The sequence below is a fragment of the Okeania sp. SIO1H4 genome (assembly GCF_010672695.1).
Taxonomy (GTDB): Bacteria; Cyanobacteriota; Cyanobacteriia; order Cyanobacteriales; family Microcoleaceae; genus Okeania; species Okeania hirsuta.
The window spans coordinates 130,256-145,851 of sequence record NZ_JAAHGB010000007.1 but is presented as its reverse complement, the minus strand read 5'-3'; the positions used below and the strand labels follow the sequence as shown (position 1 = coordinate 145,851).

General features: G+C 32.8%; 9 protein-coding genes and 1 pseudogene. All 10 read right to left on the bottom strand.

The window, feature by feature from the left end; translation table 11 throughout:
- Positions 1–52 precede the first annotated feature (52 nt).
- Positions 53–787 (bottom strand): 15,16-dihydrobiliverdin:ferredoxin oxidoreductase, encoded by a 735-nt coding sequence (locus F6K06_RS08150; protein ID WP_124146649.1) that lies wholly within the window; start codon positions 785–787, stop codon positions 53–55.
- 1,181 nt (positions 788–1,968) lie between these two features.
- Complete coding sequence (locus F6K06_RS08145) at positions 1,969–3,567, bottom strand: adenylate/guanylate cyclase domain-containing protein (RefSeq protein WP_287241214.1); 1,599 nt, start codon at positions 3,565–3,567, stop codon at positions 1,969–1,971.
- Positions 3,568–3,691: 124 nt separating this feature from the next.
- Positions 3,692–3,844, bottom strand: coding sequence for a hypothetical protein (locus F6K06_RS08140; protein WP_161564660.1), 153 nt, complete (start codon positions 3,842–3,844; stop codon positions 3,692–3,694).
- 1,475 nt (positions 3,845–5,319) lie between these two features.
- Positions 5,320–5,922, bottom strand: a complete 603-nt coding sequence (locus F6K06_RS08135; RefSeq protein ID WP_124146647.1) for a TerD family protein — start codon at positions 5,920–5,922, stop codon at positions 5,320–5,322.
- Positions 5,923–6,382: 460 nt separating this feature from the next.
- Positions 6,383–6,955 (bottom strand): TerD family protein, encoded by a 573-nt coding sequence (locus tag F6K06_RS08130; RefSeq protein WP_124146646.1) that lies wholly within the window; start codon positions 6,953–6,955, stop codon positions 6,383–6,385.
- Between the two features lie 634 nt (positions 6,956–7,589).
- Entirely contained in the window at positions 7,590–8,159 is a 570-nt protein-coding gene (locus F6K06_RS08125) for a TerD family protein (protein WP_124146645.1), read from the bottom strand.
- A gap of 1,320 nt (positions 8,160–9,479) precedes the next feature.
- Positions 9,480–10,013 carry a peptide deformylase gene (gene def / locus F6K06_RS08120; protein ID WP_375339382.1) on the bottom strand — a complete coding sequence of 178 codons (534 nt, stop codon included), beginning with the start codon at positions 10,011–10,013 and terminating at the stop codon, positions 9,480–9,482.
- Between the two features lie 935 nt (positions 10,014–10,948).
- A pseudogene (locus F6K06_RS08115) lies at positions 10,949–11,416 on the bottom strand (tripartite tricarboxylate transporter permease); the annotation flags it as partial.
- A gap of 418 nt (positions 11,417–11,834) precedes the next feature.
- The gene (locus tag F6K06_RS08110) at positions 11,835–13,070 is read right to left on the bottom strand and encodes an HhoA/HhoB/HtrA family serine endopeptidase (RefSeq protein ID WP_124146643.1); all 1,236 of its coding nucleotides are present in this window, start codon (positions 13,068–13,070) and stop codon (positions 11,835–11,837) included.
- Positions 13,071–14,149: 1,079 nt separating this feature from the next.
- Positions 14,150–15,181, bottom strand: a complete 1,032-nt coding sequence (gene pdhA, locus F6K06_RS08105; protein WP_287241210.1) for a pyruvate dehydrogenase (acetyl-transferring) E1 component subunit alpha — start codon at positions 15,179–15,181, stop codon at positions 14,150–14,152.
- Positions 15,182–15,596 lie beyond the last annotated feature (415 nt).

Here is a 15,596-nt window from a genome sequence, read left to right as displayed (position 1 = left end):
AGAAGGGTGCGAGTATCAATTTTTAACTGAATAGTTAACAAAATTATTGGAATTATCGGGTTGCATTGGGAACAGCTAATGGTACAGCATCTTCAAACAAGAATTCGTAGAGAAATTTTTCTGACCATTCATGGCCAAAATAACTGCTAAATAATCCTGACGCTGGGTCGCGGTCTGCACTATATTGATCGTAATCTTTTTGGGCTTTAATTATCTTCTGAATATCTTCTGTTCGATCAAGAATTTCTGCTTTATCTAACATTTCCCAATACAAGTTAATGTATTCTTGATAAGCTTCAAAAAATGTAGTTTTCACTGTCTCTGCATCTGTTTTAGCAAACAGTAAATACTTGGAAAAATATTGGTTGGCATCATAAAATTTCATTTCTAATTTTTGAGCCAAGTCATTATATTTTTCTCGCAACGGTCGCATTGGTTCTATATACTTTTCTAAATAAGATTCTTCTTGAAATAAAGGTTGAAAATCTAATACTATTAAGATTTTACTTTTACCAAAAGATAATAGGTCAATTCCTAAAAGTGGAATGTCATAGTAGTAACTAGGATAAATAACACTATTAAATACCTGCGCTGAAGCCCCTGCATCAATATAGGTATAACGTATTTTTCTTAGTTGAGGACACTCATAACACCAACTTTGGATAGTAGCTTGATTCTTGCCTCGATTACTAACATTTGCTTCTAAACCAGCAGGAATTGGTTTACTGCTTAAGTCAAATCTACTGAATAGCTCTTTTTCTAAGTATTCTAAGAATGGCTTGTACATTGATACTTATGGTCACATATTAAATCATCTTATCAGAGTAATTGATGGCGATCGCCTGAGTCTCATTTCTCATAAACAAAGCAATAATCCTTCATAAAGCCAAAAGGCAAAAATTAAATATCAAAAGTCTCAATTAACTAGACAAGGGAAAAATTTACTCCATATTTAGTGTTATGCGCCAGTAATACTAATTTGATCAATGTTTGCTACATTTTCGCATTGCGGGGGAGTAGGGGAGTGAGGGAGTAGGGGAGAGGTAAAAATAAGAATAATTAACAATAACTAGCTAATAATTATCAAAAAAAATATTCAGTCTTTGTTAATTACTTAATAATTGAAGTGTCACTTAAATATAGCATTCTTTTTTCAAATTGGTATTATACGATTTCTCAAAAAGAATGCTATGTATGATTGGGTGGGGAAGTGTGGGAGGTGGGGGAGGGGATAAAAGCAGGAAAAATCTATACTAACAGACTAATAATTGTCAAAAAAATACTTTTAATCTTAGTAAATATTTGACTGTTGAAGTCTGGCTGAAGTATAGCATTAATGCATGGGAATTGGTATATAGTAATTCCCATATTGGTGAGGTACAAAATTCCTTAGTTTTAGGGAGTAGGGAGTAGGGAGTAGTAATTCTGGTTCCCTAAGAATCAATAAATAAGAAAAACAACTGTACCTAATGACTTTCGTAAACGCTATAAAACGAAGGGATTAAACACATTTATTATGAATACTAAACAGTGAAAAGTTCTTGGAGTAACTATTGCTAGCTAAGGTTTTCAGCCCTCTAAAGATTAAAAACTATTTATTCATATCTATAAGTACTGTAAGCATTTTCAGGTAATACTTTAAAGTCTTCAAAATAAATCGTTTTTTGGCATAATTTTGTACTCTCCAGTTCCAAAATAAAACCTATTTAGGGCTTGCTGAAAAAGTCTTATGGATGAGGGTAGGAGACAGGAGACAGGAGACAGGAGAAATGGGAATAATGAGGAGATAGGAGTAAGAATTGTACCTTAATTTTTCTGCCCAACTATCTGCCTAAAATACGCTACTTTTTGAGCATGAAGAGCTGAAAACTAGGCACTTTTTAAAGGCCACAAGAAGGCTAAAACCTTATCTGTAAATACTTTTAGATTTAATCAGCAAACCCTATTTAATAGTAATTTTTAACCAAGTTATGATGGTACTTGTTGCCAAAGTAAACGATATAGTTGTATGGGTTTGTCCTTTCCTTTAACCATCACTGGTGGAATTTTTTCTAAGGGAAAATTATGTTCTTTAAGTTTTTCTTTTGTAGTTTGACTAATCATAATTTCGTCAGATTTTGCTTCACTACATATTCGGCTAGTAACATTAGTCGTATCGCCAATAGTCGCGTATTGAATTAATTTTTCTGAACCAATATTTCCAGCTGCTACTTTACCAGAATTAATTCCTATATGGATAGCAATTGGTTCTTGATGACGTTTTTCTCTCTGCTTATTAAAACTACGAACAGCCCACTGCATATCAATTGCTGCTTTTATAGCTTTTTCTACATCATTAGCAGTTTGATAAGGAGCACCCCAAATAGCAAATAAAGCATCTCCAATATATTTTTCTAAAGTTCCTTCATACCTAAAAACAATATCTTCTACCATGATTTTAAAATATTCATTCAACATAGATATTATTTGACGTGGCTCCATTGTTGAAGACATTTTTGTAAAGCCACTAATATCAGAAAATAAAGCAGTTACTTCTGTATCAATTATTTCTAATTTTTCTGTTTCTTTAAGTTTTCTAGCTACAGTTATGGGAAAGAAGCGCTCTAATTTATTTCGGATAATTGCTTCTACTTGTATCTTATTATAAAGTTGAGTATTCTCTATAGCGATCGCTGCTTGATTAGCTAAACCTGTCATAAATTCGACATCTTCATCAGAATAAACATTTGATAATGATAAATTATCGGCATATAATACTCCGATAATTTTATCTCTAGGTTTGAGGGGTATACAAACTGCTCCATGAATTGATTGAGAAACAATTGATTCTGGATTGTTGAAGCGCTGATCGAGACAAGCATTTGTGGTCAAAAAAGTTGTCCATTTTTCTAGAGCAAAATTAGTAATATTTTTGCTATAAAATCGACCTTCAGTCGTAATGCCTTCTTTTCCTTTTACTGCTTTTTGTTCAAGTTCTCCAGTTGTTTCATTCACTAAAAGAATGACGACTCGGTCTACTTTGATAATCTGAAATAGAAGTTCAAGAATTTTTTCTAGTAATATTTCCAGTTCAGTGGGAGAAGAAAGCTGTTTGCTTACTTCCAACAAAATTTTTAATTTGTCTACTGCTTGGAGATTACTATCTTTTTCCTTCAGTTTAAGCACTGATAATGAATCATCTTGTTGCTGGTCTAATAGTTCGTTCAACTCAGTTTGATTAGACTCTTGTGAGTATTGTTTAACAATATTTGTTCGACCTATATCTTGTGCTTGACTAGAATTAGTAACAAATTTAAAAATTGCATTTCCACAATGAATTAAATCTCCTTCTTTGAGTATGCAGCTATCAATTTTAATTCCATTAACAAAAGTACCATTACTACTATTTTGATCGACAATATTAACGCTATCTTGAGAAATTACAATTTGTGCATGATGACGGGAAACACTTGTTTCGTGAGTAATAGCAATAATATTATCTCTTTCTCTACCAATAGTAATTTCACCTGTGAGTAATTCATATACTTTTTCATTGCCAGTATCTGGAGCATAGATGAAATAAGGCATTTACTGTACCTCCTAAAAAGTATGATTAATTAGGGCTTGCTGATTAAATCTAAAAGTATTTACAGATAAAGGTTTTAGCCTTTTTGGGGGCTTTAAAAAGTGCCTGGTTTTCAGTTCTTCACGCTCAAAAAGTTAGTATTTTAGGCCAGAGTTGGGCATAAAAATCATTCTTAAAATTCTTACTCCTACCTCCTCGTTCATTCCCATTTCTCCTGTCTCCTGTCTTCCCCTCCTGGGAGGGGTTGGGGGTGGGTTGTCTCCTGTTTCCTACCCTCACTCATAAGACTTTTTCAGCAAACCTTAATTAAATATATAGCAGTCCTCGACACAGTTATGCAGAAAATATCTGGGAATTAGGGAATAGTTTAACTGGGGTAAGAGTTTCAAACTTTTTATTGATATTAAGTAAGTTTTACAAATCTTGTATATATAAGGACTCTAAATATTCTTTGAACAAATATTAATTTGAGAAAGTACATCTAAAACTTAGTCGAACTTTCCTCTATATACTTTGATTTTTTATAACCTATAGAGGATGTCTATAGTAAAATATAGATAAATAAGTAATATCATGTCTGCACTTTATCGTTTGTGTAAACCCAAGGGTAAATATCTACAGGAAATTTAAGTTTTTTTCAGACTTTTAAGCCTTTTTCTTTCTTTCTTCTTCCTTACCCGACAATACTGATGCTACTGAACTTGATATAAGTCAAATTAAATCTAAAATATTTGCGAGAAGGAATATGGAATAGAGTAAAAGGATTAAACAATTTTTTTTGACCTCATCTTAATTTCGATTTGAGCATAAAATTGGAATTAGGAACATAGAGAAAATACAGCGTACTTCCGTCAAATATGAAGGTCTATAATTGGTACAAATACATAACATATTTTCAATACCATCACTAAAACTTGATGCAGTTTTACCAAAATTAATTTGCCACTCAATATTATTTAATTAAAATATATATCTGAAAATTTTCAGATATGCAATTCAAAATATTTAGATTTCATATTACAAACCCCTATTCTATTCTCTATCCTCTATTTCCTTGTCTCATAAATAATATTAAATTAGTATCCTTTTATCTAGATAGGGTGTAGAGCAGATGGGGAGATAGGGAGAGTATTTAATGCAAATTACTAAAAATAATGTCATAGTTATTGAACACTTCAGTTATTAAGTAATAAGTCAGGATAAGTGATTTTTTGAGCAATTATTTGTATGAAGTAAAGATATCTTATTCGTTATTTACCTACTCCCTACTTCCAAGAATATGTAGCAAAAATACATTAACTAGTTGTCCGTTATAAACTACTAGCAGTCAGCGGGAATAGTTCACAGAAAAAAGACATCTAAAAGCTTGGGTTGAAACCCCAGACTTCTAGCTTATCGTTTAATTTCAGGGGGGATTGAAATCCCCTTCTTAAAAGCTGAATGCTAAACGCTCTCTCCCTGTTTGCGGAGCATTCCGGACCGAAGCGCTTTTTAAATTTGGTATAATTACACCCTATAAAGTATTTTTGATAACCGGATTTAGTATAATTTACGGAAATCGGATGAATATTAAAATCCTATTGAAAAAAAACCAGTATTTTAGCTTCTAACAAATACTGGTTTTTTTAATTTGATAATAATTTATTTTAAAATTGAGTAAGCATAGCAGTCGAAGCAAAGGTTAGGACAGATCAAAAGCTTAAAACTCAGACAACGCAAGATTTTTCCTTCTTCCTTCTACTATATGGCTAAACTTATTTCAGAAATGAACCTACTACACCATTCATATCACTATCTAAAGGATCACCCAAAGCAGTAAATTTCCACACTGTGTTATCTCGATAAATAGCTCCCATTAACATTGATATTTTGCCCTGATAAGTACCATTACCAGATAAAGTATATTTTGCTATTTCAATTCCTTTATGATCAACAGCTCTAACAAAAGCATTTTCTACCATCCCAAATTGTTGCTTCCTTTCTTTCGCTTGATAAATGCTTACCGCTAGGATGATTTTTTGGTATTTTTCAGGAATAGAATTAAGTTTCAAAATTATTTGTTCATCATCTCCATCTCCTTCTCCAGTCAGATTATCTCCTGAATGAATTACTGTCTTATCCTGAGATTCTAAATGACCATAATAAATTACATCTTCTTTGTAATTTTTGAGTTGATCATTTTCTTGTAATAAAATGGCATAACCATCAAGGTCAAAATCCGATCTATTACCAAATAAACCAGCTAAACCACTTGCAGATTTAGCAACATCCCATCCTAGACCCATTGTCAGTCGTGATAGATCGTATTCACTTTTATTAAGTACAATTTTTTGTCCTTTTTCGAGCTTAATAGTCATGTATTTAGTACCCTTTATAAAGTCTGAAAATTTTTCAATTTAGTTAATCTGGTTTTTGGGTTATAGCAATGAACCGTTAAAAGTCAGCTTTCTAATGTTTATTTTGCTATCTGGATTTGAGGATTTATTGTATCTCAAACACTATAATATAGTTAAATCAAATTGTTTAAGCTGCTACACAAAAACTACAATTATTGTTTAGATTATTCAATTCTAGATAGACTTCTTTATCATTACTGATTTTCAAGAACATTCTTCCGCGTACTGACTTAAAATCTGCCATTGCACAATCAGGAATGATGAAATCCGAAAGTAGATATTTTTGGATTATTCTTTCCTAAATATATGTACAGTTTAAAATCTATTATCATTCTTTAATGTGCAACCCCTAAACTTTAATTTTCCAAGTTTTGGGTTTTACCTATAGCAAAACCAAAATTGAAAGTACTATTTATAGTTATTAGTAAACATATTTCTCTACAAAAGTTTGTAAACCTGCGTTATATCCTGTTCCCACAGCTTGAAATCTCCATTCATCATTTTTTTTATAGAGACGACCAAATTCTATTGCAGTTTCTCTCGAAAATTCTTCTTCTAATTCATACTTAGTTATTTCTTCTTGAGTCTCCAAATTGTAAACTCTAATAAACGAATTTTTAACTTGCCCAAAGTTTTGTCTTCTTTTTTCTGCATCATGGATAGTCACAACAAAAAGTAGTTCTTGAATACTAGAATTAACATTAGTTAAATCTACTTCTATTGTTTCATCATCTCCTTCTCCTTCTCCAGTTCTATTATCCCCCCAATGCTTTACTGCACTATCTGGTGATTTTAAATTATTGTAGAAAATAAAGTATTCATCTTCAGGGATTTTACCATTATCTCCTAACATAAATACAGAAGCATCTAAGTCAAATTCTACACCTGTATCAGTAGGATTAACATCCCAACCTAAACCAATACCTACTTTTGCTAGACCTGGTGCATCTTTAGAAAGATTAATTCTGTGACCTTTGCTAAGTTTAACAGACATTTATTGCCCTCTTTTATGACTAAACAGTTTCAAAAATTTTTTAAGATGATAGTTGATATTTTTCAGTATCTGAATAATTTATGGATGTACAGTTGAGAAAACAAGATGAAAATTAGGAAGGCAGAATAAATCAATTTAAATCTTTGAATAAGACACCTTTTTTATGGCAGTTTATGTCTTATAGCCGTCAGGATGATCAAATAGTAAAATAGTAAAAAGATATTCTGACCTTGATTCATAAATTAATTTAGTTGCTCTAAACTCTGTGACAGAATGTCAAGATAGATCATTTATTTCTTCTCCCTGCTGACTCCTAGTATCTGTCTTTAATTTGATGATTTTTTGAGCTAACTTAGAGAAATATTTATTGATTTGCCTCTCAATTTTTTGAGCAGATTTTACCTACTTATATTGGAGCGGAATATTTTTTGACTCATACAGATTGGATCTTTGGGATTACATCAAAATTACTCTCTTATCCAAAATACTAATTCAACATTCATTTTGACTGAATAATTCAGTTTAAAAGCCTCTCCTTATAAAGGATAAAAAAAAGAAAAAATATTTTTAATCAATCCTTTTAATGTTAAGGAGAGGTAATTATTAATTGTTAAACAGTTTGTTACTTAATCAATTAAGTATATTTCTGTACAAAATTTTCTAAGCCAGAATTATAACCTTCTCCTACTGCTTGAAATTTCCATTCACCATTTTTTTTATACAATTTCCCAAACTCTATAGCTGTTTCCCTAGAAAAATCTTCTTCTAGTTCATACTTAGTTATCTCTTCTTGAGTTTCCCCATCATAAATTCTGATGTAAGAATTTCTCACTTGCCCAAAGTTTTGCCTTCTTTTGTCTGCTTCATATATAGTAACAACAAAAATAATTTCTTCAATTGTCGAATCAACCTTTGATAAATCTACAGTGACAGTCTCATCATCTCCCTCTCCTTTTCCTGTGCGACTATCTCCCATAGACTCTACTGAACCATCAGCAGATTTAAGATTATTATAGAAAACAAAATATTTCTCTTGAGGAATTTTGCCAGTTGCTCCTAACATAAACACAGAAACATCAAGGTCAAAATCTGAACCTGTATCTGAGACATTTACATCCCATCCTAAACCTGCAGCAGCTTTTTTCATTCCAGGTGCTTCTTTAGACAGACTAACTCTTTCACCTTTACTAAGATTAATACTCATAAATATTTCCTCGATTTATTTACTATTTTTAACTACAACTAGCACAACTATAGATTACGGAAAACGATTACAACCAAATTTTAATTAAGATTTATAATTATGACAAAAATATGATTCCAGCCAACTTTTACTATTTAGTAATGAGATGAAAACCTAAATAGTATCTACCAAAAAATTTCTCTGATTAGGATTGGGAACAGAGAAAAGTTTTATCGTAACCATTAAGCTATTAGCTGTCAGCTATTAGTAATAATATCCCAACCTTAAGGAGGGGGTTTAATGAATATAGACTTTAAAGCATATTTTTGTAGTTAAGATTTAATTTTGACTCAATTAATAAACCTTTTATCTAAAACTAAAGGCAATAGCTAATAGCTGACGGCTGAATGCTTAAGTTTTATCCTTAGTTTAAACCTATTACTAGACTGTTTAATCTTCAAAAATTGTATTGTTTTTGCTAGTATGAAATGCCTCAAGTTTCACTTAATCATATTCTTAAGATTGATCAATCATATTGAGACTAAAATATCTCAATTTTTTGAGCAAATCCTAAATAAACTATACTATTTTCAAGAAAGATTTCTACATTAATTTTTTTATATTAAAAGCCTACTATAAGCGGAAAAATTGGTTTGACCATCAAGGAAAATTTGGATTATTTATTGAACTAATGATAATTTATTTGCAAATATAATATAGATAGCTATCTTATTTTATAGCATTTCTCAAGTTACTAAGGTACAGTTGTTTTTCTTCTTTTCTATGTAAGTATTCAGTCGTCAGCATTCAGCTATCAGCTATTGCTTCTGAGCTTTATTAAACCCTATATTAAGGGGTATTATTAAGCCAGAATACGGTGATAATTAAATCTTACAAAAGCAGGTTCCTTTGAGGTTAAAGTCTATATTTATTTAGTAAGGATTCAGGTGAGAGTTTTATTGCGCTCGAACTGACAGCTAATAGCTGTTTGCGCAGCATTCCGTAGGAAATGCTTACTTTTCTATTCCCAGCGAAACCGAATTACTAATCCCTACTCCTTAAAACAAGCTAATTTTTTATCTAATCAGTAATTGTGAGAAATTATAGATTTTTAGGGAACAGAAAACAGGAAATAGGAAAGAAAAAAAACTGTATCCGATCAAAATAAAAAGCGCTACACACTAGAATTTTAAGGAATAGTCAAATTCTCACATATGATTCCTGATTGCTATATAAATTTTGTCATTCTTGTTAGAGATTAGGTATTTACAGTGTATTCCTTCTTTTCGCTGATAAATATTTTCCTGAACACTCCGGAAATCTCCCCTTAATTCCTACCTCCTAATTCCTTGATTGAATAATTTGTTTCTGATATTCATCTTCTGTCATTAAATCTGTGGTACTTTCCACACGATCTAAAAATACTAGACCTTCTAGATGATCGTATTCATGCTGAAAAATTCTAGCAACAAAATCTGTTAATTCTTGTCTTTGAAGTTTTCCCTCTCGATTAGTATATTCTACGTTTATTACTCTATATCTTGGTACTAAACCTCTAATTCCTGGCACACTTAAACAACCTTCCCACCCCTTGACTCTATCTTCTGAATGAGATATTAATCTAGGATTAATCATAGCTGTTGGCTCCATTTTGGGTGCATTTGGATATCTGAGATTGGGTCGAGATGCAACAATGAATAAGCGATCGCTAATTGAAACTTGTGGAGCAGCAATTCCCACACCATTTGTTTCGATTACTGTGGCAATTAAATTATCAATTATTTGCTGTAAATTTTTATCCCAAATATTATTAATAGGTTGAGCTTGACATCGCAATATTTCATTGCCTAACTGAGCTACTTGTAATACTTCCATAATTTTTTCCTCTACTAATTTTCATCAAAAAAAAGGGAATAAATATTTTTTATTGATTCCTCTACTCCCTACTTTGTCACAACTTACAGATTTGTGAGTATTTCAAACTACTTATCTAAGAGGTTATAGTTTGAAAATTTATTCAAGTCTATGTTTATTATATAAGCTTCTATAGGGTTTAAATCCTAAATAAATTCAAGGGCAACTTTTTCTGTTTGAGGTAAGTATTCAGCCGTCAGGTATTAAAAAGTTGGTAATGGTGCATTGTCATGATGATCTATTGTAATTATTTTGGTCAATGGGAAGGGAAATGGAAGCATCTTGCTCCCTTGCTAGGCGTCGTTCATCCACATTTACCATTACTATGTAGGACTACCAAAAAATTATCTTTGAAGGAAGAATCAGAGTTGAAAAATTGAGCAAAAATTAAAAGTTACTTTCAAAGCAAATTAGCTAATCTTCCTTATTAATTACTTGGTGCTTTTTTACCAACCGAAAAGCTTTTTGTGTAGTATTCCGCAGGAAAAGCTGACCAGCTAATACCTGAATGATTACTGTTTGAGCAATCACTCTAATTACTTAAAAGTCTCCGAAAATAATTTCCTTCGCTTCAGAAGAAGTCTCACAATTGGCAATAGTATTACCATACTAAAAGTAAGTATCCAAAGACTTTGAGAAATTTGATTCTGAAACAGAATTCCGATTTATACCAATTTGATCAACGTTTGTTACAAATAGTAGAAGTAAGAAAGAAGGAAGAAGCAAGAATGAAGAAGAAATAAATATTGAAAAAAAAGGAAAAACGATAGATATAACCATCTAAAATGAACTGGAGAAGCTGTTTTTAAACAGATATGATCGAGATGCACTTTTTATAGCATTCTTTTTTCAAACTGGTATTAGCGACCGCTAATAGCAAGTGCCCAACGCAAATTTTATTCCATTAATTCACCTAGGACAAAACTTAAGAGAAAAGGTGTCAAAGAATATTGTAATTTGCGCAAGAAATAACCAAAGACTCCGATGGCTAACATTAACAAAATAGACAGAATACTACCGTGGATAGAGAAAACCTCAATAAATGCCATTACTCCTAGTACCTGGAATAGCAGCCAATTAGGCAAGAGCAAAATACGAGCAAACAAACCTACCAAAGAAAGATTTAGGAACAACAACATTAAGTTCCCTATATACATTGAAGCAATTAGTCCTCCAGCAATTTCCGGCTGTTGGGTAAATAACATTAGGCTGAGCTGAATACTATAGAGTAATAATGCACCCAGTAAAATAGCAGTAGTACCACTACCTGGAATTCCTAAAGTCAGTATGGGGACAAAAGCTCCCCCTGCCGCTGCATTATTAGCTGCTTCTGGGGCAGCTAAACCCCAAAAATCTCCTTTACCAAAAGTTTGTTCCTTTCATTTCACAAAAATATTTCTGGTGTCAATTTTCTTTTGGGTGAGTAAAGATTACCAAATAATTAAGTAGAGCAAGCTAAAAAAAAGACATTGCATACTTAATCCAAAAACCCCTAAAGCCATTGAATATAAACTTTTGAGCTAATTTACAATTTGATACATAGCGCCCAAAATTTACCATGTTTTACTTAGTAGATGGATGAGAACTAGCAATTCCTAGAACGGGAGCAAAATGCTCCCACTGCCTTGCCCTATTACAAAAATAATTACAATGGACTACTAACATTAGACATCTAGGAAAATCAATCTCAAACCTTTGCAATTACTAGACTAAAATTTAGTTTCTGGAGATGTCTATTAAAATGTACCACTACCCCGCAACAAAGCCCAAATAACCTCTAAACTATCCTCTTAATCGAGATGGTAAGTTACCAGTACGCAACTGAAAACTTAAGTTCTGACCATTACGATTAACTTCCAAATCCAACAAACTACCCACAGTTTTATTCTGAACAATTTGTTGTACATTTTCAGATTCAGTAATAGTTTGATTGTCAATTCTTTGAATTATATCTCCTGGTTGTAAACCACTTCTATCCGCAGGAGATCCAGGCACAACTTGCATAATTAATACCCCTTGGTCGCTGAATAACCGAACATTTGTACTTAAGTTTCGGTTGAGTTCTTGCCTAAGTTCCGGTGTCAGAGTTTGCATCGCAATACCCAAATAAGCGTGTTCTGCTTTACCCCCCTTAATTAATTGTTGAGCAATTTGTTGAGCATTATTAATAGGAATTGCAAATCCTAAGCCTTGAGCACCATCAATAATAGCTGTATTAATGCCAACCACCTCACCATTTTGATTAAGTAGAGGGCCACCAGAATTACCAGGATTAATCGCAGCATCTGTCTGAATAAATCCTACTCGCTTATCTGGAACACCCACATCACTACTAGAACGACCCGTAGCACTAATAATACCAACTGTTACAGAATTATCTAGACCTAGAGGGTTGCCAATAGCGATCGCCCATTCTCCAGGTTGCAGGTTATTTGAATCTCCCACAGTTACGCTAGGAAGGTTATTAGCATCAATTTTAATCACAGCTACATCAGTTATAGAGTCTGTGCCCAAAACTCTACCTTGTAAGCGACGGCCATCTTTAAGGACAACTTCCACAGTCGTTGAACCTTCTACAACATGAGCATTAGTGAGGATATTACCATCAGAGCTAATGATAAAACCAGAGCCAGTACCTCGCTCAACTGGTCCAGAACGTGAGGGAGGTTCATAACCATAGAAATCTTCTGGTATTCCTCGACCAAACATATTAGGTCGTTGACTGAATGTTCGAGAAGCATTAATCCTAACTACTGCCGGACCAACTTTTTGGACTGCATCTACAATAAAGTTACCATTGGAAATAGGTGCTCTAACTGGTAACCAATTAGAGTTTTCTGAGTTAGGAATACCATAATTATTAGAAGATGATTGAACGATCTGTGTTGAATTTTCCGAAGAGCTAGTTGTCTGTGGGAATATAATACGTTGGCCCAACAATGCTCCTCCAGCTCCTGCCAGTATTAATAGATAGGTTAAAGGTTGTTGCCAAAATACTTTGTCTGTGGTTCTTTTCATTGTTATTTGTTTATGTTTGTAATTGGTTCGTCTGTTAAGAATGAATAATTAGGGTTTAGCTTCCTGATGAATAATTTTTCTTTAATTTTTACTACAATACCTCTGGGGTTTATTACTTATTTTTTACTGCTGAATGTTTACATGAGATAGCGATATGTTAAATTTAACACTGATCGAAAATGATGTCCGGTTATTTAGAGTTAGTGATTCCACACCTATACTTAAGTTTTTTATACCATTTTCATAAAATATTCCTACATAGACCGAAGAAGTAGTACCGGAGCAGCAGTGCGACCCCCTAAATTTCATTAGTTGATCTACTTGTGGAGACCTGAAGACCTCACTAACTCACCGTGTAGCACACCAAGAGAGGGAAAAATAAGTGTATAGAAAAAGATAAAAAAAGGGTGTTGCTGATTTTTGCTATGATCTTTCTTGAATAGCGATTTCGGTACGGAACGCGCACGGGAATCGCCTAACTATTAACTCAAAATAACTCAAAAGGATTTTAGACTTTGCCCAATTTAATTTTCATAGCTTGATTCAGCAACGCCTATGGAAAAATATAAGAAAAAGGTTAAATACTTACAATTACCTCTCTATTAACCTTTACTATATTTACTATCCCTAAAAAAAATATCCGGTTGTTTTTACAGAAATCAGTTTCATATCATTTCTGCATACACCTCTGATTTATTTAATGGCTGCTTATTAATAAAAAAAATGATGACAAGATATAAATCTAACGCTAAAAAAATTTTTATTCAAAATTACTTTTGTTATTGACTTCTGAATTATGAACAAGCTAAATGATGATCAAGTATTCCTATAGAAGCATTAATATTAGTCTATCTAACCCTTTTAATCTCAAGAGATAAAATGTCAAAATAACTACTTGTTTACCACTATAGAATTTCTATTAATTTAATTTTAAATCACCAATAAAAAACCCTTTTATCAATCTAAATATTTCGGGTTTCCACATATAAATAAAGTCTTTTTGGCAAAACACATGAGAAACCCGACAACTAAAATTTGACAGTATAGCTGAGGATAAACTAAGTCAATAATTTAGTGAATTAATCTTCAGCAAAAATGTAGCGATAGAGTTCATCTGCTCCTGGTTCTGGACTACCTGTAGCAAACTCAACTGCTTCAGCAATCAATTTTTCAATCTTTTGATCGATTGCTTCCAACTCTGCAACATCCGCCAAATTATTTTCTGTCAGATAAGCTGTAAATTTTTTGATAGGGTCACGAGAAAACCAATATTCTTTTTCTTCCTTATCCCTTAATTCATCAGGGTCAGCCAAAGAATGTCCTCGGAATCGATAAGTTAAAGCCTCAATTAAAGTAGGTCCTTCACCAGCACGAGCTCTCGCAACAGCCTCTTGAGCAGCAGAATGTACTGCCAATACATCCATACCATCAACCTCCACACCTACCATACCAAAGGCATGAGCTTTCTTATAAATCTCAGGTTCAGAAGTAGCCCGTTCGTGAGCCATACCAATTGCCCACTTATTATTCTCCACTACATAAATAATTGGTAGTTTCCACAACGTGGCCATATTAAGGCATTCAAAAAATTGGCCGTTATTACAAGCTCCATCTCCAAAGAAACAGGCTGTCACTTGGTCTGCAGCTTCATTCCCCATGCTTTCCCGACGATATTTACTCTGAAAAGCAGCCCCAGTTGCTACAGGAATACCTTCAGCAACAAAAGCATAACCTCCCAATAAATTATGTTCAGCCGAGAACATATGCATCGACCCACCACGACCTTTAGAACAACCTGTAGCTTTACCAAATAATTCAGCCATAACTTCCCGTGCTGGTACACCAGCGCTTAAGGCATGAACATGGTCTCTATAAGTACTGCAAACAAAATCTTCATCTTGGCGCATAGCTTTAATCACACCAGAAGAAACTGCTTCTTGTCCATTATAAAGATGAACAAAGCCAAACATTTTACCTCGATAATACATTTCAGCACACTTATCTTCAAACAAGCGCCCTAAAACCATATCTTCGTATAGTATTAATCCTTCTTCTTGAGAAATTTTTATACTATTGGTATCAAAAGTAGGTAATGTACGTTCTTGGATCATTTTATCTATCCTAAGTTAGTATTATTAGTAATAAATCTTATATTACAAGTTAAAGGTTTAGTAAAAGGCTCCAATGAATTTATATTTAGTAGTCTATAGGAGAATTGCGTATTACAGCAAACAAATATAACTAGCTTTTTACCGATAAAGTGCCATAAAGTTTGAAATACCCTTTGTTTTAGAGAAGAGATAAAAAATAATATGTTTGTCTTAACAATAGCGCTATATGATATGATTAAGAATTGATAAAACCTAAATATAGGGGTAGGATTTGGCTCCTTAAGTAATTAAGATGCTAGAATTAAAAATGAAGTAGTGAAGATACTATAAAAAACTCATGTATTCTAGCCGAATCCAAACTACGGGGCGCACTTAAACATTACAATCAAAACTTATGTGAGATTGTGGCTCTGGG

Bases quoted from the DNA above. Each gene is read 5' to 3' on its own strand.
- F6K06_RS08150 (WP_124146649.1), bottom strand. From the start codon at position 787: ATGTACAAGCCATTCTTAGAATACTTAGAAAAAGAGCTATTCAGTAGA.
- F6K06_RS08145 (WP_287241214.1), bottom strand. From the start codon at position 3,567: ATGCCTTATTTCATCTATGCTCCAGATACTGGCAATGAAAAAGTATAT.
- F6K06_RS08135 (WP_124146647.1), bottom strand. From the start codon at position 5,922: ATGACTATTAAGCTCGAAAAAGGACAAAAAATTGTACTTAATAAAAGT.
- F6K06_RS08130 (WP_124146646.1), bottom strand. From the start codon at position 6,955: ATGTCTGTTAAACTTAGCAAAGGTCACAGAATTAATCTTTCTAAAGAT.
- F6K06_RS08125 (WP_124146645.1), bottom strand. From the start codon at position 8,159: ATGAGTATTAATCTTAGTAAAGGTGAAAGAGTTAGTCTGTCTAAAGAA.
- def (WP_375339382.1), bottom strand. From the start codon at position 10,013: ATGGAAGTATTACAAGTAGCTCAGTTAGGCAATGAAATATTGCGATGT.
- F6K06_RS08110 (WP_124146643.1), bottom strand. From the start codon at position 13,070: ATGAAAAGAACCACAGACAAAGTATTTTGGCAACAACCTTTAACCTAT.
- pdhA (WP_287241210.1), bottom strand. From the start codon at position 15,181: ATGATCCAAGAACGTACATTACCTACTTTTGATACCAATAGTATAAAA.